This is a genomic window from Aquimarina sp. ERC-38 (assembly GCF_026222555.1).
Classification (GTDB): Bacteria; Bacteroidota; Bacteroidia; order Flavobacteriales; family Flavobacteriaceae; genus Aquimarina.
This window is the reverse complement of the sequence record NZ_CP098511.1, coordinates 3,824,307-3,845,620: the sequence shown is the minus strand read 5'-3', so window position 1 is coordinate 3,845,620 and position 21,314 is coordinate 3,824,307. Positions and strand designations below refer to the sequence as shown.

Below are 21,314 nucleotides of genomic sequence, written 5' to 3'. Positions count from 1 at the left end.
ATATACTTTAGAGCCTTATTTTTACGAATCTAATAATAACCAATATGAGTACTACTGTTATTACCAACACAACTACAACTACTGAAAATCCGGTTTTTGGGCATTCATCTTTTGATGAACATGAACAGGTTGTTTTTTGTCAGGATAAAGATACAGGTTTGAAGGCAATAATTGGTGTTCATAACACAGTATTAGGACCTGCATTGGGTGGTACCCGGATGTATGCGTATCAGAACGAAAGCCAGGCATTGAATGATGTATTACGTCTATCTCGTGGAATGACCTATAAAGCAGCTATTACCAACTTGAATTTAGGTGGCGGTAAAGCCGTTATTATAGGAAATCCTAAGCAATTAAAAACCCCCGACTTAATGCGACGTTTTGGTAGATTCGTACACTCTTTAAGCGGAACGTATTACACCGCCGAAGATGTTGGGATGGAAACTGAAGATATGGATACCATCCGTGAGGTTACTCCGTTCGTAACGGGAATATCAAAAAATAGAGGAGGAGCTGGCAATCCCTCTCCGGTTACCGCGTATGGAGTATATATGGGTATGAAAGCCGCAGCTAAATATACCTATGGTTCTGACCGGCTGACCGGTAAAAAAATTCTGGTAGAAGGGGTAGGGCACGTAGGTGAAGAACTGGTTCGTCTTTTAAGTGAAGAAGATGCAAATGTTTATATATCAGATATTAATACAGATAAGCTCTTAGAGGTACAGGAAAAATACCAGGCAATCATTGTGGACAATACACAAATTTATATGCAGGATATGGATATTTATGCTCCCTGCGCTCTGGGAGCTACGCTAAATGATCAAAGTATACCACAATTGAAAGCAAGTATTGTAGCAGGAGCGGCAAATAACCAATTGGCTGATGAAAACCTACATGGTAAAATGCTTCAACAGAGAGGAATTGTATATGCTCCGGACTTTTTAATTAATGCAGGAGGAATTATAAATGTAAACGCTGAAATTGCCGGATATGGAGAAGAAGAGATCACACAAAGAACCGAAAACATATATCATACTACCTTAGATATTCTACAAAAGGCAGCTTCTGACAGAACTACAACGTTGACTGCAGCGATGGCAATCGCAAAAGAAAGAATAATTCGTAGAAAAATGATGAATTAAAGAACAGGTTTAAAAATAATAGTATTTTTGCTGGCGAAAATCAGAAAGGTTTTCGCTGTTTTATTCCGTAGTTCTTTGTAAATAAATAGATGTTAACAAGAAGACATATTCGAGTAAAGGTGATGCAGTCGCTTTATGCTATTGAGCAAACCCAAAAAGACGATTTTGCGAAAGAAGAGAAATTCTTATTGTACAGCCTGAACCAAATGTACGAACTATTTATAATTCAACTACAATTACTGGTTGAAATCCGAAAGCATGCGGAAAATATTCAGAATCTGGAGAAAAAAAAGCATCTGGCTACAGAAGCGGATATTAATCCTAATCGAAGATTTGTAGATAATCCGATTCTACAAATACTTTCTATCAATAAAGAGCTAAAACAGTATATTGAAAGAAAAAAGCTTAACTACTGGGACCTAGATGATGAGTACGTAAGAATTTTATGGAGAGAAATCAAAGAAAGTTCTTATTATAAAGAATATATGGAAGCTCCGGAAACTTCTTTTAAAAAGGATCAGCAGTTTATTATTGATATCTTCAGAAATATTGTTGCTCCTAACGAAAAGTTGTACGATTACCTGGAGGATAAAAGATTAACCTGGATCGATGACCTGCCCCTTGTCAATACCAATATTATAAAGTTCTTTAAAAAAATAAAACCGAAGCATACGGAAGAATTGAAGTTACCTTCTTTATATAAGGATATGGAAGATGAATCCTTTGCCCGTTTAATATTTAAGAAAACTACCTTAAATGGAGTTGAGTATGCAAAAGAAATTGAAGGGAGGACTCCTAACTGGGATAAAGACCGGATTGCAGAATTGGATAAAGCCGTCATAAAAATGGCTATTTGTGAGTTTACCCAATTCCCATCCATACCGGTTAAAGTGACGATTAATGAGTACCTGGAAATTGCCAAAGAGTACAGTACACCTAAGAGTAGTATTTTTATCAATGGTATTTTAGATAAAATATCAAAAGAGTATGAAATGGACGGTAAATTAAATAAAATAGGGCGAGGCCTTATGTAGTTGAAAAAAAATAGTATTTTTGCCCTTTACAATAATCAAAAACCCAAGTAATGAAAAAAGGAATTTTAATTTTAGCTGGAGTTTTGGCTTTTACATTTACTTCTTGTAAAGACGACGCAGCAAAGAAGGTAAATGAAGAAAACGTAGCTGACGCGGCAGAGCGTGACGCTGAAAATTCTGAGTTTCCTGTAATGACATTTACAGAGACCGAGCATGATTTCGGTGATATTAACGAAGGTGATGTAGTTGAGCACAACTTTAAATTTAAGAATACAGGTAGTGCACCTTTAGTAATCGTTAGTGCAAAAGGAAGTTGTGGCTGTACGGTTCCTGAATGGCCAAAAGAACCTATCGCTCCGGGTGAAGAAGGAGAGATGTTAGTTAAATTCAATTCATCTGGAAAGCCAAATCAGCAAAATAAGCAAGTAACCATTACTGCTAACACTGAAGCTGGTAAGGAAGTAATAAAAATAAAAGCAATGGTAGCTCCTAAGGCAGCAGCAGAAACAGCTGAAACTGGAGCCTAAACAAAACAATTGCTTAACAATAATCTATGGAAGCCATACAACAGTTTGCTCCTTTTATCTTAATTTTTGTAGTGATGTATTTTTTTATGATACGTCCGCAAATGCAAAAAGCAAAAAAGGAACGTAAGTTTGCTGAAGAACTAAAAAAAGGAGACCGTATTGTTACAAAAAGTGGCTTGCACGGTAAAGTATTTGATTTTAGCGAAAAAAATAATGCTGTAATTATTGAGACCGGTTCCGGAAAACTGACTTTTGATAAATCAGCAATATCTTTGGAAATGAGCCAGAAACTAAATGTGCAACCGCAAACGGCTGTAGATAAAAAGATAAAAGCAAAAGCGTAGTTTCCTACTACTACCTTTGGCTTTTTCCTAAATAAAAAACCCGTAAATTATTTTTTACGGGTTTTTTATTGATTTTTTTTGCTATTCATCAAATTTTTCTGAAACTGTAAGTTGTGCAATATTAACAATAACTTCTACTGCTTTTAGCATGCTTTCTACCGGAACAAATTCATATCGGCCATGAAAATTATGACCTCCGGCAAAAATGTTGGGGCAGGGAAGACCCATAAAACTAAGTTGAGAACCATCAGTACCTCCGCGAATCGGTTTGATGATAGGTTCAATACCTGCTTTTATAATGGCTTTCTCAGCGATAGTTACAATATGCATTTTCGATTCAATCTTTTCTCGCATATTAAAGTATTGATCTTGAATTTCCACAGTAATTCTTTCAGCTTTGTATTGTTCATTCAAGTTCTTTGCTATTTCAGCAATTTTATTCTTTCGGGCTTCAAATTGGGATTTATCATGATCTCGGATGATATAATGTAATTCGGTGTAATCCACATCACCTTTAATATCATGCAAATGGAAAAAACCTTCGCGACCAGTAGTATGTTCCGGGGTTTCCATACGGGGTAAAGCAGCAATAAAGTCCTGTGCGATATACAAGCTATTTACCATTTTACCTTTAGCATATCCCGGATGTACTATTTTCCCTTGAATTCTAACAATGGCACTAGCGGCGTTAAAATTTTCGTATTCCAGTTCGCCAATTTGACTTCCATCCATCGTATACGCCCAATCCGCACCAAACTTTTTTACATCAAACTTATGGGCTCCTCTACCAATCTCTTCATCCGGGGTAAAGCCTACTTTAATTTTACCATGTTTAATCTCAGGATGTTGTATGAGATATTGCATGGCGGTCATAATTTCCGTAATTCCCGCTTTATCATCAGCTCCTAGAAGGGTAGTACCATCCGTAGTAATCAACGTTTGACCTTTGTAAAGTAGTAATTCCTCAAACTCATCTGGGGATAAGTATAATTCTTGTTCTTTACTTAAGAGTATAGGTTCACCGTCGTAATTTTCTATAATTTGAGGAACAACATTTGCCCCGGTAAAATCAGGTGAGGTATCAAAATGCGAGATAAACCCTATGACTGGTGCCAGATCAGAAGTGGTTGCTGGTAAGGTAGCCATTACATAAGCGTTATTGTCAATAGTGACGTCCTGCATTCCCATTACCTTGAGTTCCTCGGTTAATTTCCTCGCTAATACCCACTGTTTTTCGGTACTTGGCGTAGTAGGACTTTCCGGGTCACTTTCTGTGTCAATCGTAACATAACTGATAAATCGGTCAATAATTTCCTGTTTACTTACCATAAAGTCCTGTTTTTACTATTCGTTTTAAAAATACGTTTTAATCTATTTTTAATACCAATTGGTTATAGTATTTTTGCACGTAAAGGTAAAATTATGTATCAACAGCTTATCAAACCGCTTCTGTTTAAATTTGATCCGGAAAAAGTACATTATTTTACCTTTGGCTGGATTCGTAGGATTGCTAAAATACCAGGGGCTATAGGCATTATAAAAAAACAATTTGCTATTGAAGATTCACGTCTGGAACGTAAGGTTTTTGGGTTAACGTTTAAAAACCCGGTCGGGCTTGCTGCCGGTTTTGATAAAAATGCAGTCTTATATAAGGAACTTGAAAATTTTGGTTTTGGATTTATTGAGATTGGAACCGTGACCCCGGAAGCACAGGAAGGAAATCCTAAAACCCGGTTATTTCGCTTAATAGAAGATGAAGCGATTATCAACCGAATGGGATTTAACAACGACGGACTAGAAGCTATCTGCCAACGCTTAAAAAAACGAAATTCCAAATTAATTATTGGCGGGAACATTGGGAAAAATACGTATACGAAGCCAGAAGACTATACTAGGGATTATCTGACTTGTTTTAATCAATTACATCCCTATGTGGATTACTTTGTGCTTAACGTAAGTTGCCCAAATGTAGGAAGCCACGCCAAATTAAATGATAAGGATTATCTGGAAGAATTGATTAAAGAAGTTCAAAAAGCAAATACCTCTTTTTCGGTTCAAAAGCCGATTGTTTTAAAGATTGCTCCGGATTTAAACAGGCAACAATTGGACGAAATTGTTGAATTGGTTCAGAAAACTAGATTGGATGGAGTAATTGCCAGTAATACATCAGTTGATAGAGAAGGATTACATACTTCCCAGGAAAAATTAACCGCTATTGGAAATGGGGGATTAAGCGGAAAACCTATCCGAAAAAAGAGCACCGAAGTAATTCGCTACTTATCTGAAAAGAGTAATGGGTCATTTCCTATTATCGGAGTAGGAGGAATACATTCTGCTGAGGATGCTTTAGAAAAGATAGATGCAGGTGCCAGTCTGGTTCAGGTGTATACAGGGTTTATTTATAAAGGTCCGGGATTGATTAAAGATATTAATACGGCATTGTTGGAACAGTACTAATATATTGATAACGAGATCAATATTAAAATGAATGGCTCTAGTTTAAATTAGCGTTGTTATCAAAATAATGCTGAACATCCCTCTAAATCTCTCATCAAAGGGAGACTTTTTTGCTCCCTTCCTTCGAAGGAAGGGTTGGGGAAGGATGTTTTTAATGATGCTAATTTTAAAATCTGATTATCAGTATTTTATGTAATAATATTAATATCGCTAACTTATATTAACAACGCTTATTTAAACTAGAGCGAAATGAATTTTCATAAATAAAATATAGAGCCTTCAAATTAAAGAATCCTCTTCCCTGGAAATATGATTGCAGTCTTCACTTTGATTCTTTAAATTTTTTCTTTTAGAAATATTAATATCCGGTAAAGAATTAAAACCCGCCTGCAGACGGGCAGGTCGCTATCGCTTCTAGATTCAGGAATCAAGATTAACTATTACCATATTAAAAATCAATACCATAGAATAATTCACGTTGCATAACAAATTAACTTTATATAAAGATTCATGTTATTTTATGTTGAGCTAGCTATAATCTTACAAGTCTTATTATAATTTTTCCTTTAAATCCTTAGAAATTAAGGTAAATTACAAAAAAATGCTTCTAACTAGGAATAACCTTATTAGAAGCATCTTTACATTAGAAACTTGTAGGGTCCCCTTTATTTTTTAATAAACTTATAGGATTCTTCAGCTGTGGTTAAAACATACATTCCGGTAGAAAGCGTAGAAAGGTTGATGTAATTATCATCTTTAAATAAAACACCTTTGTCTACTAATTTACCTTCCATAGAAACTACGGCATATGGTTGACCATCATTCTTAACCTGATCAACAGCTAGAATGCTTGAGTTTACATCAAAATAAAAACTAATAGCTTCTTCAGTACCTTCTGAAGAGAGCGTACTTTTATTCGCACCTTTTCTTAATCCGTTTATATCATATTGTGATAAAAAGTTCCACACTTCCCTGGAGGCTTTGATATCAAAATTGGTTCCAAAGGGAACAAAAGTTCCTGGCCATGAATGTTCTCCATTATTTACCCTAAAATGTTTTACAATTGCACCATTTTTACCACCTGAATATGTCAGTTCGGTAACGGTAGATCCGTCCCACCATGCCTTGTTACGTACTTGACGGGTTTGAGGAACGCTACGAGTGTTATTAAAATTAATCCAATAAGATAACACATCAGGAATTGGTGTAAATAAGTCACTACCATTATAATCAACCGTTTCATCATTAGTACCGTGAATTTCCAATATTGGCATTTGATGTACTGTTGGACAATTGGCAAATTGTCCGCGAGTTACACTACCGGCAACTGAGGCGATAGCTGCAATACGACCACTAAGTTCACAGGCTAGTTTATAACTAAAAAAACCTCCGTTTGAAAAACCGGTACTATAAATTCTTTTTTTATCAATAGAATAGGTAGCTTCTACTTGATTTAATAAGGCTTTAGTAAAAGCAAGGTCATCCACATTACTGTTACCCCATCCAACATTAAAATGAGTGGTATCTGTAAAATCCCTTAAGCCTTGAGGATACACTACAATAAAATTTTCGCGGTTAGCAATTGGTCGGAATTCAGCGTATGCAACCATCAATCCCGCGTTCATGGTATATCCATGAAAGTTTAAAAGTAAAGGGACTTTCTTACCCGGACGATATTTTGAGGGTATGAATATTTTGTAAGTTCTGCGAACTCCGTCGACCATTAGAGAACCTTTCAGTAATTTCTGTGCCTGAAGTTGCGAGAAAGAAGTACTTAATAATAAGAGTACAATACTAATAATAAGTAAAGGGTACGTTTTTTTCATCATGCAAAGTTTTAAATTTTAGTTTAAGATTTTAAATTATAATAGATAATGTGATGATTAAATATAAAGGCAAATTTAGTAATTTGAGATCATACAAAAAATGAATTCAGGTTCATTACTTACAGGGAAAATTGTATTTGTAAAAAGAATAGAAGTGAGATATTACTGTTTGTTCCAAAGATATGTACGAAAATAATTAGCGTTTTAAAAATAGTAATTTTTAACCTCCTAATATCCGTTCCCAAATTGATAACTTAATACCAAACCATGGCGTCCGCTAATAGGGTTATTGTTAAAGCTTTGATTTAGGGTATACATCGCGCGCCATCTTTTGTAAAAGTAGAATCCCGCAACAAAGTTAAGCGTATCATCAGAGCGATACCCAGTTCCGATCTCCAGCCCGTTTTTAAATTTTGCTGCTAGGTTGATATCCAATTGCGCCGGGGCGTTAGGTACATATTTTAAAAGCGTATGAGGTTTTATAACTAATGGACTGTTACCAGTTATTACCCAGTAATAACCACCGTGTAATTGATAAGAACTTTGTAATTTTATGTTCTTCTCAGAAAAGAAAATATTAGGAAATAACTGAATTACGGAAAGCCCTACAAAAAACTCTTTTTCATTTAATAAAATACCAATATTCGCGGTAGGAATAGTTACATCTATAATATCCTGAAAAACAGGATCTCCTTCGACTCCCAATGATAGTAAGTTATTTTCTAAGAACAATAAACTAGTTTGCAAACCGAATGAAATAAAGGTAGGGTTATAATGCCACCATTGAATATTGTCATAATTATTGTCCAAATCAATTCGGTAAGCATACGAAGCAAAAAATTTAGTAGCACTGGTAACTCCAACCTCATCCCGGGTATATCCGGCACTAATTCCTCCCTGGCGGTCAAAAACCGGAGCATTTCCGGTTAAATTAATAGTTCTGGGATTCCCTTCAAAACCGGTAAAGGTTTGAGTAGTACTGGTGATAATTTCTATAAATTCAGGAAAACCAGCGTAAGCAGGGTTAATCAGAACATTATTGTAATAATATTGATCAAATGAAGGAAGTTGCTGACCGGACAAAGCCTGAACAAAAGATAAAAAACCGATTATGACTAATTTTTGTAATAAATGTCGCATCACTATCTTTTTATGATCACCATTCCTTTAGGTCGGTCAATTGCCCCGGATGGAACGTTAATAACCTGATAGAAGTAAGTACCCTCCGGTAATTCATCGGCACCAATATTAGTACCTTGGTTCGCAATACCTTTAAAAATATTTTCCTTATTGTCGTAGCCTTTTGTTTTAAAAACTAAGGAACCCCATCGATTATATATATATACTTCGTTTTGAGGATAGTCTTCAATATTGGCGATTTCCCAACGATCATTAATACCATCCCCGTTAGGTGAAAAACCTTTCAAAGTTTTAGGAGCAACAAAAGGTTCATCTTCTGTTATAAACCTTATTGATTCACAATCTTGAGCTTCACCGATACCGTTATAGGGTATGATTTTAACAAAGAGTTCGGTTCTGAAGGGTAAAAGATTAGAAGGTAGATACGTAGTAGTGTTGTTTACATCCGTACGGGTTAGAATATCCTCCGTATTTTCTGAAGTACCTATAGAGATAAAATATCCGGAAGCCCTGGCTGCAGCGTTCCATTCAAAACGAAGGTTGACCGGAACATTGTCTTGCGTAGCGGTTGGAATGATGGTAGTTGTACAAGTGGGTACGGCTTGCATTGCAGACTTTAAGTAATTGTCTGCTCTTACTGACGATACTAGTAATAACAAACAAAAGATAAAGTAATAAATAGTCCTATATATCATAAATTTCTAAATTCATTGAAATGATTCAAACTTTTCTGATTGAAGCGAAAAATAGGTATTTTTTGCTTAATTGAAATTATTTTTTAGTTGCATAGCCATAATTACGGAACTTAAAAATGGTAAAAAGTAAGTGAAAAAGAACATTTTGCAGCCAATTACGAAAAATTTAAACCACTTCATCCATAGGTGTGAAGAACCTTAAGTTGACAAATGTAGTAAATTGCAGACTAAAACCCGGGAAGAAGTTCTTTTTGATTTAATGAGGTCAATTGTATATTTTGCATAAGTAAAATCCTAGATTATCGAAATTCTTTTTGCATTTATCTTCTCAGTTGCTTTATTAGCGGTAAGTCCGGGTCCGGATAATATCTATGTAGCGGTGGTAAGCCTATCACACGGCAAACGACAAGGAATCGCAACCATCTTAGGGTTAATGTCCGGTTGTGTGGTGCACACATTGCTGATAGCTTTTGGAGTTTCTATATTGATTAAACAAAATAATTTACTATTTCAGATTCTAAAGATAGCTGGTGCAATTTACTTGTTTTACCTGGCTTTTCAGGTGTTTAGAAGTGATTCAAATATTACTTTTCAAACTCCGGATAATAAGAAGAGCATATTGGAATATTATAAGAAAGGCGTATGGATGAATTTATTGAACCCTAAAGTTTCTTTATTCTTCCTCGCTTTTTTTCCGGGGTTTTTATTTAGCAAACAGCTTTCGGAGACCTTTCAGTTTTTAATTTTAGGCGGTGTTTTTATTATTGTTTCTTTTATTGTATTTCTAAGCATTGCCTTCATGGCCAACTACATCTCGTCAAAATTACGTCAATCCCAAAAGATTGTTATGTTCTTTAAATGGTTACAGATTCTTGTTTTTACCGGGATTGGTATTTTTATATTATTTTCAAAAAAATAGTGATACTTTTATCCGCTACTATGATCTGCTAAAAAAATCTGAGGAGTAATTACTTAATGAATGAGACGGTTAAAATAATCGAATGTCCTAGGGATGCCATGCAGGGTATCAAGCAATTTATACCTACAGCCACTAAAATACGGTACATACAGTCTTTATTACAATGTGGATTTGATACCTTGGATTTTGGAAGTTTTGTTTCTCCTAAAGCCATACCTCAAATGCAGGATACTGCAACGGTATTAAAAGGTCTGGATTTAAGTAAAACTAAGAGTAAATTATTAGCGATTGTAGCAAATGTAAGAGGAGCAGAAGATGCTGCAAAATTTGAAGCGATTACCTATTTAGGATACCCTTTTAGTATTTCAGAAAATTTTCAGATGCGTAATACTCATAAAACCATCGCGCAGTCTATAAAAGTACTTCAACAAATATTAGCGATTGCAAACAATACCGGAAAAGAAGTAGTGGCTTATTTATCCATGGGGTTTGGTAATCCCTACGGAGATCCCTGGAATGTAGATATTGTAGGTCAATGGACGGAAAAGTTAAGTGGTATGGGGGTATCTATTATCTCACTATCTGACACCGTAGGTACCTCTTCACCCGAAGTGATTTCGTATCTTTTTAAAAATGTAATTAAAGAATATCCGCACATTGAATTTGGAGCACATTTACATACGACACCTACTCATTGGTTTGAAAAAGTAGTGGCAGCCTATGAAGCCGGATGCCGAAGGTTTGACGGAGCCATTCAGGGATTTGGCGGATGCCCCATGGCTAAAGATGAATTAACCGGTAACATGCCAACCGAAAAAATGCTTTCTTATTTTACCACCCAAAAATCAAATACTAACGTTAGGATGATGAGTTTTGAATCTAGTCATAACCAGGCATCTCAATTATTTAGTACTTATCATTAACCACTTCAATTTATGAAAAAGAAAATATTTATCCTTATTGTTGTTCTTATAGTTGTACTGCAATTTTTTAACCCTGCAAAAAATGATGCAGGATATCAATCAGTTGAGCTTTTTGAAAAAGAAACCAATATCACTCCCGGCGTACAACAAATTTTTAAAACAGATTGTTACGATTGTCATAGTAATCACAGCGTTTATCCCTGGTATGCTTCTATTGCCCCTTTTTCCTTTTTTATTGACCATCATATAGAAGAAGGAAAAGAACATTTTAATGTTTCGGATTGGGCAACGTATAGTGATAAGAAAAAAGACCACAAACTGGAAGAATTAATTGAAGAAGTAGAAGAAGGTGAAATGCCCTTATTATCTTATACATGGCTTCATGGAGATTTAACAGAAGCAGAAAAAAAAGACTTAATTAACTGGGCAACAGAGCTTCGTAAAAAGTATTAAAACTTAAGATTTTAAAAAGTAATTACAAGTATTACTTCAGTAAAAAAATGGTAATTGCTGATCTTTTTCCCGGTTTATAGGAGTTTAAATAGCTGAATATGTTCAAGTTATATATTTAATTTCTTCGAACTGATTTCGATAACAATTTAATAACCTATCTTTATTTAGATTTAGTATAAATAATTTGGTAATATGAAACTTACCGTTGTATATTTGTCATCAAATTTATTATTTATAACAAGTCCAAATAAAAATGAAGCTACTTACACAAAGTTTTTTATCACTTGCAATTACCGGATTACTATTTTCCTGTTCTTCTGATGACGAAGGTACAGATATGGAAACTATATTAATAGAAGCACCTACAACCTATTCTTTTGAAAGAGATGGCGAAAGTACTGTTAGCTTCAGTGGGCAAACTACTCGTATTGCCATGGCAGAAGAATTAGTTAGTAATTTGACTGATCCAAACGTAACAATAGAAACATTAAAGGCGCAATTCAGTCATAAAGAAGGAGAAAATAATTTTAACAATGCGAATTTAAATAATAGTGATAAAAATATCCGTAGTAAAGTAGCTGCTTCATTTGACCTATTTGGTACTAATGCTACGGAAGGTACTGCCATTAAATCAACCTTTCAAGATTGGATAGAGCGTCAATATAGCGAAGTATTCCCACGATGGGAAGAAACTGCAAGCGCGGGAGTTGCCGGAAGTATAGAAGAAGGTGGGTCTAATCCTCCAACGCGATATGTAACTGCAAAAGGCTTAGAATTGAATCAGGCGTTTGCAAAAAGTTTAATCGGTGCCTTAATGGTTGACCAGGCTATAAATAACTACTTAAGCCCGGGTATCCTGGATGAAGCGGATAATCGCGAAAATAATACTAATGGTGTCACGGTAGAAGGGAAGTCTTATACCAATATGGAACACAAGTGGGATGAAGCTTATGGATATGTGTACGGAGCATCAGCAGATAAAGAAAATCCGAATACTACTATTGGAGAAGATGATAGTTTTTTAAATAAATATATCGGTAGAGTAGAAAATGATGAAGATTACGCTGGAATTGCAACGGAGATTTATAATGCATTTAAATTAGGTAGAGCAGCCATCGTAGCCGGTAACTATGAAGTTAGAGATGAACAGGCGGGTATTCTTAAAAATAAAATTTCTGAAATTATCGCCATCCGGGCTATCTACTATTTACAACAAGGAAAATCAAAACTAGAATCCGGGACTATTGATTATGCAGATGTATTTCATGATTTATCTGAAGGTTATGGATTTATTTACAGCCTTCAGTTTACCAGAAATGATATGAGTAGTGCAGCCTTAGTAAATGGGCAACAGGTAGAAGGTTGGTTAAATCAAATTCTTCCTGGAACTACCGGATTTTGGGAGGTAACTCCAGAAGATTTACAAACGGTTTCAGAGAATATCGCAACTATATACGGAATAACAATTTCCGAAGCCGGAAGCTAAAGAATGCTACTCTGTAGGATAAAACTTTAATTGGAAAATTATAAAACTTAGAAAATGAAAAAAGTAATAGGCACCTTCTTTATTTCTCTTCTCCTTTTAACCGCCTGTAGCGAGGATGATAGTAGTAACGGATCTCTTGATGATAATTTTAACCGTCAGGAAATGCTAACCAATATAGCAGACAATATTATCATTCCTGCTTATGAAAGCTTTGAGGCAAAAATAGTATTATTAGAAAGCGCTTCAAATAAATTTACTACCACACCGGATACAACATCTTTTGAAAATTTAAAATTAGCCTGGGCAGATGCCTATAGAGCCTGGCAACGGGTAAGTATGTTTCAGATTGGAAAAGCAGAATCTTTAGCCTTTAGTAGTTTTATGAACTCTTATCCGGTAGATACTGAAAATATTTTGAATAACCTTACTAGCGGTCAATATAACCTTACAGCTGTTTCTAAACAAGATGAACAAGGTTTTGGAGCACTGGATTATTTACTTAATGGTTTGGCAGCAGACTCAGAAACAAATCTTAGCGTTTATACGGATAATACTACCGGAACTGCTTATAAAAATTATGTAACTGATGTAGTTCAACGTATGGCTACCATGACCAAGGAAATTGTAGTGGATTGGAAAACTAATTTTAGAGATGATTTTATAGCAAACAACGGTTCTTCCGCTACCAGTTCTTTTAATAAACTGGTTAATGATTATATATTTCATTACGAACGTAATTTAAGAGCCGGAAAAATTGGGATTCCCGCAGGTATTTTTTCAGGAGAAAGCCGGGCAGATAAAATTGAAGCCTATTATGACGGAACTTTATCAAAAGAATTATTTTTACTGAATTTGCAAGCCATGCAGGATTTCTTTAATGGAAACTCCTTTGGAACTAAAAAAGAAGGACCTGGTTTTAATTCTTATCTTCGGTTTTTAAATACCTTAAAGAACGGTGAAAATTTAGGAGTATTGATAAATAATCAATTCAATGCAGTCAAAATGATGTCTGAAAACTTAAAAGATAATCTATCCGAGCAGGTCAAGAGTAATAACAAACTGATGTTAAATATTTATGATGAACTTCAGAAAAACGTAATACTACTTAAAGCTGATATGCTTTCTGCTATGTCGGTATCTGTAGATTTTGTAGATGCAGACGGAGATTAATAGTTGATACTTCCCCTTACATACTTTAAAAAACATACGGATGCCGCGCCTTTAGCGGTATTTCGTATTTTATTCGGGATCATGATGTGTATAAGTATCATTAGGTTCTGGAGCTACGGCTGGATTGATAAATTGTACATACAGCCCAATTTTTTCTTTTCTTATTACGGATTCGAATGGGTTAAACCTATGGGTGCTTACACTTATATATTATTTGTAATATGTGGTTTATCTGCGCTGTTTATAACTATTGGTTTTAAATATAGAATAGCAATAGTCAGCTTTTTTCTAAGCTTTACATATATTGAATTAATGGATAAAACCACCTACCTTAACCATTATTACTTTATAAGTATTCTAAGTTTTCTGCTTATTTTTTTACCGGCAAATGCCTATTTTTCAATAGATGCTTACTATAAAGGATATGCCTACCGTAAAATTCCGCAATGGTGTATGGATGCAATTAAAATATTATTAACCATTGTCTATTTTTATGCCGGATTAGCTAAGTTAAATTCGGATTGGTTACTTCATGCCATGCCTTTAAAAATCTGGTTGCCTTCTAAGTTTGATACTCCTTTATTAGGAGATTTATTGCAAAAAGAATGGGTACACTATCTGTTTAGTTATTCAGGTGCTCTGTACGACCTATGTATTCCGGCACTACTATGGTATCGAAAAACCAGGGGAGTGGCATTTTTTCTGGTCGTAATTTTTCACGTATTGACACGGGTGCTATTTCCTATAGGGATGTTTCCGTACATTATGATTGTGAGTGCAATGGTATTTTTTGATGCCGGAATTCATCATAAGATTTTAAATTTTGTAAATCACCTGTTACCGTTTAACGAAAAATCAGTACCTATCAAGGATCAATATGATTTCTCTTTAAAAAATAAAAAAATTATTTATCCCATTATAGGCTGTTTCTTTTTGGTTCAATTAGCTTTGCCCTTCCGTTATGTGCTATATCCCGGAGAGTTATTTTGGACAGAACAGGGGTATCGGTTTTCATGGCGGGTGATGCTGATGGAAAAAGCAGGTTATATAACTTTTAAAGTAGTGGATCAAAAAACAAATAAACGGTTTTACGTTAACAATAGGGATTTTCTAACCAGTTTCCAGGAAAAACAAATGGCAACGCAACCTGATTTTATCCTAGAATATGCTCATTATCTTGAAGACTTTTTTGAAACTAAAAATCAAACCAATGTTTCTGTCTATGCAGATAGCTACGTTACTTTAAACGGAAGGTTAAGCACTCCGTTCGTAGACCCGGAAGTGGACTTAACACTAATAACGGATTCTTTTAAACATAAAGACTGGATAATTCCTTTTCAAGATGAGATCAAAGGTTTATAGATTTATACTTTGCCTGTTTATATTTTTTTCCGGTAAGGCAATTTTTAGCCAACATATACTTACCGGAATTGTATATGATGAAACCGGTACTCCTCTTGAAAACGCAGAAGTATACCTGAAAGAAACCGGAAACAGAAGTATTACGGATAAAGCCGGAACATTTAAACTTCTAAATATAGAAAAAGGGGCTTATACGGTACTTGCTTACGGCTATAGCTATAAAATTCAAAAGAAAAACGTAGAGATAATTAGTGATGTCACTATTGATTTTCAATTAGAATTGTTAGGTGAACAATTATCAGAAGTAGTACTTAGCCAACGCCGAAAAGAAATATTTGGTTTACAACAATTAAAACCCGTGGAAGGTACGGCAATTTACGCGGGTAAAAAGAGCGAGGTCGTTCTGTTAGATAACACCCTCGGTAACATTGCTGCTAATAATGCGAGACAAATCTATGCACAGGTAGTAGGTCTTAATATTTACGAATCCAGTGCAGGTGGTTTGCAATTAAATATAGGAGGTAGGGGACTAGACCCTAACCGAACTGCTAATTTTAATACGCGTCAAAACGGTTATGATATTAGTGCAGATGTTTTAGGATATCCCGAAAGCTATTATACGCCACCTCCGGAAGCTTTGGAAAAAATTGAAATTGTTAGAGGTGCGGCTTCCCTTCAATATGGGACACAATTTGGCGGACTGATCAACTTTAAAATGAAGCGCCCGGTATTATCAAAACCTTTAGAAATTACTACCCGGCAATCCTTAGGTTCATTCGGATTATTTACTAGTTTTACCAGCCTTAGTGGTACATTAGGTAAATTCAGTTACTATACATATTATCACTATAAAACCGGAAATACCTTTCGTGAAAACTCAAAATTTAATTCACATAATGTATTTGGACATTTAGAATATGCGTTTAGCGACCGTACATCCTTGTCTTTAGATATAACCTACCTGGATTATCTGGCACAGCAACCCGGTGGGTTAACCGATACGCAATTTAATAATAACCCGGAATTTTCAAATCGTACCCGAAATTGGTTCAAGGTCAATTGGCAGTTATATTCTTTACAATTTAAACATCAGTTAACTGAAAAAACAGATTTTAGCCTGAACCTTTTTGCACTGGATGCACAACGGCAGGCCGTTGGTTTTAGAGGAGTACCTGGAAATTTGAACTCAAATCCCATCTTTGTAGATGACGAACAGGATTTTGAAGGAAATTTTGTAAACCCCAGGGACATTATTGATAATACCTTTTCCAATTATGGGGCAGAAGCTCGCTTGCTAACTCGCTATATGGTTTTTAATAAAAAGGCAGTATTTCTTATAGGTAGTAAATATTATAAAGCAGACAATACGGCAAGACAAGGGGCCGGAAGTTTAGGAACAGATGCTGATTTTAGTTTTCGTACTAATGAATTTCCCAGTTATCCTAATCAATCTGATTTTACTTTTCCTAACCAAAACATCGCTTTTTTTATTGAAAATATTTTTAACTTAACTGATAATTTTTCGATTACGCCCGGATTGCGTTTTGAAAATATTCAAACATCTTCAAGAGGACTTTTTTCAGAAGTAATATTTGATAATGCAAACAATCCTGAACTCATTGGTTTCAGAAGAGATGATCGCGACTTGGACCGGACATTCCTACTAGCTGGAGTAGGTCTAAGTTATAATGCAACGGATTCACGTGAATATTATGCTAATGTATCTCAAAACTACAGATCCGTTACCTTTAATGATATACGGATTGTAAACCCCAGTTCTATTGTAAACGAATTAATAAGTGATGAAAAAGGGGGTACCGCGGATATAGGAGTACGGGGTAAGATCGGAAAAAATTTGTCCTATGATATTAACGTATTCGGTTTATTGTATGCAGATCGAATTGGCGAATTTACGAATAACCGTGCCGCGCGGGAGCGTACTAATATCGGAGATGCTTTTATCTACGGTTTAGAAAGTTTTGTAGATTGGAATCTTGCTAATTTGATATTTCCGGAGAATCCCCAGTATCGTTTATCCGTTTTTTTAAACGCAGCCATAACGCAGTCCGAATATACCTCTGTAAATAATAACGTGAATTCTAATCAGATTGTTGAAGGAAATAAGGTAGAATTTATTCCGAGGTATAATGTAAAATCCGGGATTAACGGCGGATATGGTAATTTTTTGGCAAGTATTCAGTTTACTTATCTAAGTGAACAGTTTACCGATGCTACGAATTCTAAGCTGAGCGCTCCCGAAACACTGGAAGAAGGTATTAAAGGAATTATCCCGTCCTATAGCGTAGTAGACGTATCATTATCTTATACCTACAGAAAATGGAAACTAGAGACTGGGATTGGCAATCTCTTTGATAGTTCTTATTTTACGCAGAGAGCTACCGGATATCCGGGTCCGGGTATCTTACCTTCAGCACCATTTAATTGGTTTGCAACCTTACAATTTACCTGGTAATTGAACTGTAAATTTGATAAAATAGGATATCCGTAAGAATTAATTAACTATTGTTAAACCATATAATTAACTTATGTTCACCTATAGCGTACAGTAATATTATATAATTTAGTAAAAAATTAAAATTTAAGCTATGAAAGAATTTAGAGTGTACGATAATGTGATGGCTAATTATTACAAAAGTAGTTTTAATAGTATTTTACCTTTAAACTCCTGGGAATTTTATAGTGAGTATTTTGAAAGCGTTATTAATTTTAAAAACGATATTGACCAGCTTAATAAGATTTCGGTTAAATGGAATTTTAATGAAGACTACGTTAAAGAAATGGTGGTGAATCATAAAGTAGTAGTAGTAACTACACCTACTTTAGAAATTGTATATGCTTCTCATAATATAAAACGAATGAATGGATATATTCCTCAGGAAGTTATTGGAAAATCGCCTAAAATGTTTCAGGGCCGGGATACCTGTAAACTAACTACTACTAAAGTGGGTAAAGCGGTGAAGGAAGCATTACCTTTTGAAGTTTCCGTTTTAAATTACAGAAAAGATAATTCTACGTATATCTGTAAGATTCAAGGATTTCCGGTATTTAGTACGAATGGCAAGTTAGTAAATTATATTGCTTTTGAAGAAGCGGCATAATCTGACTATTTTTAAATAGCAATTATTTTTAATTTAAGGTAATATGAAGGTAGTGGCGTATGGTCAAATACGAAATTACTGGAATTAAAACTTTTTCTACCTTATGAATCCCTTGAAAAAGCATTATATTTGCCTGCAATTAAATTTTTAGTTGCCATGACTGCACATGAATCCAAAATCGTCGGAGAAGGTCTTACTTACGATGATGTTCTATTAGTTCCTGCTTTTTCAGAAGTACTTCCCAGAGAAGTAAATATACAGACCCGTTTTACACGTAATATTAACCTGAATGTTCCTGTAATTTCCGCTGCGATGGATACGGTAACTGAAAGCAGTATGGCGATTGCTATGGCACAGGAAGGTGGTATTGGGGTCTTACATAAAAACATGTCTATTGAAGAACAGGCCATGAAGGTACGTAAAGTCAAACGTGCAGAAAGTGGGATGATTATAGACCCGGTAACTTTACCTTTAACTGCTAAGGTACTGGACGCAAAAAACTATATGCGGGAATATAGTATAGGGGGGATTCCTATCGTGGATGATCAAATGAAACTTATCGGAATTGTGACTAACAGGGATTTACGATTTGAAAAGAATGATGACCGCCCAATTTCTGAGGTTATGACTACGGACAATCTGGTAACTGTGGCAGAAGGAACTTCTTTAAAAGAAGCCGAGGTGATTCTCCAGGAAAATAAAATTGAAAAATTACCGGTAGTAGATAAAAATAATAGCCTGGTAGGTTTAATTACGTTTCGTGATATTACCAAACTTACCTTAAAACCTAGTTCAAATAAAGATAGTTTAGGTAGATTACGGGTTGCTGCTGCCATTGGTGTTACTCCGGATGCAGTCGAAAGGGCAGAAGCATTAGTGAATGCAGGCGTGGATGCAGTAGTTATTGACACAGCTCATGGTCATACTAAAACCGTAGTGGAAGTCTTACAAAAAGTTAAATCAAGGTTTACAGCACTAGAAGTTGTGGTAGGTAATATTGCAACGGCAGAAGCTGCCAGGTATCTGGTAGATGCCGGAGCAGATGCAGTAAAAGTAGGTATTGGTCCCGGGTCTATTTGTACTACCCGAGTGGTTGCAGGCGTTGGTTTTCCGCAATTTTCTGCGGTTCTTGAAGTAGCTGCTGCTATTAAAAGGAGTGGAGTACCCGTTATTGCCGATGGGGGAATCCGATATACCGGGGATATTCCTAAAGCCCTTGCGGCCGGAGCAGATAGTGTTATGTTAGGTTCTATGCTGGCTGGTACTAAAGAATCTCCCGGAGAAACCATTATTTACGAAGGAAGAAAATTTAAAACTTATCGGGGAATGGGTTCTGTAGAAGCCATGAAAACCGGATCAAAAGACCGCTACTTTCAGGATGTAGAAGATGATATTAAAAAATTAGTTCCGGAAGGTATTGTAGGAAGGGTTGCTTATAAAGGGGACTTGTACGAAAGCATACATCAATTTATCGGGGGATTACGTGCCGGTATGGGATATTGCGGAGCTAAGGATATTGCTTCTCTTCAGGAAAAAGGACAGTTTGTAAAAATTACAGCCAGTGGTATCAATGAAAGCCATCCACATGACGTAACTATAACTAAAGAAGCTCCGAATTACAGCAGGTAATCTCGAAGCTTCTTTATACTTTTTATTAATATTTCTATTTTTTAGCACTGGGAGTATTGGTAGCAGGTGTTTTTACCACAATACCTAACTTTTTGATTACAGATTGAGTAACATCAAATTTCGGATCCAGATAAGCAAGTCCGCTAGTAGAAATGGTAAATACCTGGGTATATTTTTCTGCTTTAGCAATTTCTTCTAGTGTCTTACCGATTTTTTGATATAAGGGTTGTAACAAACGGTCTTGTTCTATCTGTACTAATTGTGTTCCGTTATTACGAAACTTAGTAATATCATTTTCTAATTTGATAATTTCGTCTTGTTTTGTCTTTTTCATGGGATCGGTTAAGGTGGCCACTTCTTTTTGATAAGCAGCTACTTTTGCCTGGTAAACTTCCACTTTTTCCTTGAGTTCTGCTTCTAGTTTTGTATTGTAGGTTTTTAAATCTTCCTGAACTTTTGTTAATTCCGGCATTTGGGATAAAATATATTCCGTATCAATGGTTCCTACTTTTGATTGTCCCATAAGAACAGCTGTAGAAAATAAGGTAAACCACGCAATAGTAAGTACGTTTTTCATTTTAATAAAATTTTTTTTGAAAATTGCTGCGAAGATAGTATTTTAAAAATAAAAGTAACTATCAATCCGAAAATCAGGTTCTTATATGAAGATTCATGTTATTTTATGTTGATTTAACTATATAAACCTGTTGCTATTACTAGTTATCTATATATAATTGTCCGCGATGCGGTTTTAACTGATTTCGGGTAATCAGCATATCCGATTCATCAACTACCAGGTAAGCCATCGTATACATCTCGTTGACTTCAGTAAAATCTGCCAGAGTATTCGATAATTTATGTGTTTGTACGTAATCTTTTAGATGAATAACATGATGATTTGCTATTTGCTTAGCTGTAGGACCTCTAAAATCCCAAATCATTTTAATTCTTTTCATTATTATTAAATTTTTAAAAGTTGAAGCCTAATAAAGCGTATTTTACAAACCTATATACTAAAATAAAAGCTTTTCACATTTCTGCTATTATTTGTAAGACATTAATTTATTGTTATTTTTGTCGGAATAAGG

The 21,314-nt window shown here is 35.2% G+C and carries 20 protein-coding genes; 14 read left to right on the top strand and 6 right to left on the bottom strand.

The window, feature by feature from the left end:
- The first annotated feature begins 44 nt into the window (after window positions 1-44).
- From NBT05_RS16030 to yajC, 4 genes are all read left to right on the top strand, one after another.
- Window positions 45-1,142, top strand: a complete 1,098-nt coding sequence (locus tag NBT05_RS16030) for a Glu/Leu/Phe/Val family dehydrogenase (RefSeq protein ID WP_265770902.1) — start codon at window positions 45-47, stop codon at window positions 1,140-1,142.
- Window positions 1,143-1,231: 89 nt separating this feature from the next.
- Complete coding sequence (gene nusB, locus NBT05_RS16025) at window positions 1,232-2,176, top strand: transcription antitermination factor NusB (protein WP_265770901.1); 945 nt, start codon at window positions 1,232-1,234, stop codon at window positions 2,174-2,176.
- Window positions 2,177-2,226: 50 nt separating this feature from the next.
- On the top strand, window positions 2,227-2,703 hold the full coding sequence (locus tag NBT05_RS16020) for a DUF1573 domain-containing protein (protein ID WP_265770900.1): 477 nt from the start codon (window positions 2,227-2,229) through the stop codon (window positions 2,701-2,703).
- A 26-nt stretch (window positions 2,704-2,729) separates the two neighbouring features.
- Complete coding sequence (gene yajC, locus NBT05_RS16015) at window positions 2,730-3,047, top strand: preprotein translocase subunit YajC (RefSeq protein ID WP_265770899.1); 318 nt, start codon at window positions 2,730-2,732, stop codon at window positions 3,045-3,047.
- An 81-nt stretch (window positions 3,048-3,128) separates the two neighbouring features.
- On the opposite strand, the gene pepT is transcribed toward yajC, so the two are convergent.
- Window positions 3,129-4,376: a peptidase T gene (gene pepT, locus NBT05_RS16010; protein WP_265770898.1), complete on the bottom strand. Its 1,248-nt coding sequence runs from the start codon at window positions 4,374-4,376 to the stop codon at window positions 3,129-3,131.
- A 93-nt stretch (window positions 4,377-4,469) separates the two neighbouring features.
- Between pepT and NBT05_RS16005 the strand changes: the two genes are divergently transcribed.
- Window positions 4,470-5,504 (top strand): quinone-dependent dihydroorotate dehydrogenase, encoded by a 1,035-nt coding sequence (locus NBT05_RS16005; RefSeq protein ID WP_265770897.1) that lies wholly within the window; start codon window positions 4,470-4,472, stop codon window positions 5,502-5,504.
- A 665-nt stretch (window positions 5,505-6,169) separates the two neighbouring features.
- Here NBT05_RS16005 and NBT05_RS16000 read toward each other — a convergent pair.
- The 3 genes from NBT05_RS16000 to NBT05_RS15990 form a co-directional block, all read right to left on the bottom strand.
- Window positions 6,170-7,333 (bottom strand): alpha/beta hydrolase family esterase, encoded by a 1,164-nt coding sequence (locus tag NBT05_RS16000; protein ID WP_265770896.1) that lies wholly within the window; start codon window positions 7,331-7,333, stop codon window positions 6,170-6,172.
- A gap of 225 nt (window positions 7,334-7,558) precedes the next feature.
- Window positions 7,559-8,470: a PorP/SprF family type IX secretion system membrane protein gene (locus tag NBT05_RS15995; RefSeq protein ID WP_265770895.1), complete on the bottom strand. Its 912-nt coding sequence runs from the start codon at window positions 8,468-8,470 to the stop codon at window positions 7,559-7,561.
- Between the two features lie 2 nt (window positions 8,471-8,472).
- Window positions 8,473-9,078 carry a gliding motility-associated C-terminal domain-containing protein gene (locus NBT05_RS15990; RefSeq protein WP_265770894.1) on the bottom strand — a complete coding sequence of 202 codons (606 nt, stop codon included), beginning with the start codon at window positions 9,076-9,078 and terminating at the stop codon, window positions 8,473-8,475.
- 466 nt (window positions 9,079-9,544) lie between these two features.
- Between NBT05_RS15990 and NBT05_RS15985 the strand changes: the two genes are divergently transcribed.
- The 9 genes from NBT05_RS15985 (at window position 9,545) to guaB (ending at window position 20,226) form a co-directional block, all read left to right on the top strand.
- The gene (locus NBT05_RS15985; protein WP_322874184.1) at window positions 9,545-10,084 is read left to right on the top strand and encodes a LysE family translocator; all 540 of its coding nucleotides are present in this window, start codon (window positions 9,545-9,547) and stop codon (window positions 10,082-10,084) included.
- A 56-nt stretch (window positions 10,085-10,140) separates the two neighbouring features.
- Window positions 10,141-11,007, top strand: coding sequence for a hydroxymethylglutaryl-CoA lyase (locus NBT05_RS15980; RefSeq protein WP_265770893.1), 867 nt, complete (start codon window positions 10,141-10,143; stop codon window positions 11,005-11,007).
- Window positions 11,008-11,019: 12 nt separating this feature from the next.
- Window positions 11,020-11,460: a heme-binding domain-containing protein gene (locus NBT05_RS15975; RefSeq protein ID WP_265770892.1), complete on the top strand. Its 441-nt coding sequence runs from the start codon at window positions 11,020-11,022 to the stop codon at window positions 11,458-11,460.
- Between the two features lie 253 nt (window positions 11,461-11,713).
- Window positions 11,714-12,946, top strand: a complete 1,233-nt coding sequence (locus NBT05_RS15970) for a DUF4856 domain-containing protein (RefSeq protein ID WP_265770891.1) — start codon at window positions 11,714-11,716, stop codon at window positions 12,944-12,946.
- Window positions 12,947-13,000: 54 nt separating this feature from the next.
- Window positions 13,001-14,116, top strand: coding sequence for an imelysin family protein (locus NBT05_RS15965; protein ID WP_265770890.1), 1,116 nt, complete (start codon window positions 13,001-13,003; stop codon window positions 14,114-14,116).
- A 3-nt stretch (window positions 14,117-14,119) separates the two neighbouring features.
- A complete protein-coding gene (locus NBT05_RS15960) occupies window positions 14,120-15,478 on the top strand; it encodes an HTTM domain-containing protein (protein ID WP_265770889.1) in 1,359 nt (452 codons plus the stop codon).
- Window positions 15,459-17,951 carry a TonB-dependent receptor gene (locus NBT05_RS15955; RefSeq protein ID WP_265770888.1) on the top strand — a complete coding sequence of 831 codons (2,493 nt, stop codon included), beginning with the start codon at window positions 15,459-15,461 and terminating at the stop codon, window positions 17,949-17,951. Before NBT05_RS15960 ends, NBT05_RS15955 begins: the two co-directional genes overlap by 20 nt.
- Window positions 17,952-18,084: 133 nt before the next feature.
- Window positions 18,085-18,597, top strand: a complete 513-nt coding sequence (locus tag NBT05_RS15950; protein WP_265770887.1) for a PAS domain-containing protein — start codon at window positions 18,085-18,087, stop codon at window positions 18,595-18,597.
- 156 nt (window positions 18,598-18,753) lie between these two features.
- Complete coding sequence (guaB, locus tag NBT05_RS15945; protein WP_265773257.1) at window positions 18,754-20,226, top strand: IMP dehydrogenase; 1,473 nt, start codon at window positions 18,754-18,756, stop codon at window positions 20,224-20,226.
- Between the two features lie 34 nt (window positions 20,227-20,260).
- On the opposite strand, the gene NBT05_RS15940 is transcribed toward guaB, so the two are convergent.
- On the bottom strand, window positions 20,261-20,803 hold the full coding sequence (locus tag NBT05_RS15940) for an OmpH family outer membrane protein (protein WP_265770886.1): 543 nt from the start codon (window positions 20,801-20,803) through the stop codon (window positions 20,261-20,263).
- A 139-nt stretch (window positions 20,804-20,942) separates the two neighbouring features.
- On the bottom strand, window positions 20,943-21,182 hold the full coding sequence (locus NBT05_RS15935; protein ID WP_265770885.1) for a hypothetical protein: 240 nt from the start codon (window positions 21,180-21,182) through the stop codon (window positions 20,943-20,945).
- Window positions 21,183-21,314: the final 132 nt, after the last annotated feature.

Bases quoted from the DNA above. Each gene is read 5' to 3' on its own strand.
- NBT05_RS15940 (WP_265770886.1), bottom strand. From the start codon at position 20,803: ATGAAAAACGTACTTACTATTGCGTGGTTTACCTTATTTTCTACAGCT.
- NBT05_RS15935 (WP_265770885.1), bottom strand. From the start codon at position 21,182: ATGAAAAGAATTAAAATGATTTGGGATTTTAGAGGTCCTACAGCTAAG.
- NBT05_RS16000 (WP_265770896.1), bottom strand. From the start codon at position 7,333: ATGATGAAAAAAACGTACCCTTTACTTATTATTAGTATTGTACTCTTA.
- NBT05_RS15995 (WP_265770895.1), bottom strand. From the start codon at position 8,470: ATGCGACATTTATTACAAAAATTAGTCATAATCGGTTTTTTATCTTTT.
- pepT (WP_265770898.1), bottom strand. From the start codon at position 4,376: ATGGTAAGTAAACAGGAAATTATTGACCGATTTATCAGTTATGTTACG.
- NBT05_RS15955 (WP_265770888.1), top strand. From the start codon at position 15,459: ATGAGATCAAAGGTTTATAGATTTATACTTTGCCTGTTTATATTTTTT.
- NBT05_RS16030 (WP_265770902.1), top strand. From the start codon at position 45: ATGAGTACTACTGTTATTACCAACACAACTACAACTACTGAAAATCCG.
- NBT05_RS15965 (WP_265770890.1), top strand. From the start codon at position 13,001: ATGAAAAAAGTAATAGGCACCTTCTTTATTTCTCTTCTCCTTTTAACC.
- NBT05_RS15950 (WP_265770887.1), top strand. From the start codon at position 18,085: ATGAAAGAATTTAGAGTGTACGATAATGTGATGGCTAATTATTACAAA.
- NBT05_RS15990 (WP_265770894.1), bottom strand. From the start codon at position 9,078: ATGCAAGCCGTACCCACTTGTACAACTACCATCATTCCAACCGCTACG.
- NBT05_RS15975 (WP_265770892.1), top strand. From the start codon at position 11,020: ATGAAAAAGAAAATATTTATCCTTATTGTTGTTCTTATAGTTGTACTG.
- yajC (WP_265770899.1), top strand. From the start codon at position 2,730: ATGGAAGCCATACAACAGTTTGCTCCTTTTATCTTAATTTTTGTAGTG.
- nusB (WP_265770901.1), top strand. From the start codon at position 1,232: ATGTTAACAAGAAGACATATTCGAGTAAAGGTGATGCAGTCGCTTTAT.
- NBT05_RS16020 (WP_265770900.1), top strand. From the start codon at position 2,227: ATGAAAAAAGGAATTTTAATTTTAGCTGGAGTTTTGGCTTTTACATTT.
- NBT05_RS15970 (WP_265770891.1), top strand. From the start codon at position 11,714: ATGAAGCTACTTACACAAAGTTTTTTATCACTTGCAATTACCGGATTA.
- NBT05_RS15980 (WP_265770893.1), top strand. From the start codon at position 10,141: ATGAATGAGACGGTTAAAATAATCGAATGTCCTAGGGATGCCATGCAG.
- guaB (WP_265773257.1), top strand. From the start codon at position 18,754: ATGACTGCACATGAATCCAAAATCGTCGGAGAAGGTCTTACTTACGAT.
- NBT05_RS16005 (WP_265770897.1), top strand. From the start codon at position 4,470: ATGTATCAACAGCTTATCAAACCGCTTCTGTTTAAATTTGATCCGGAA.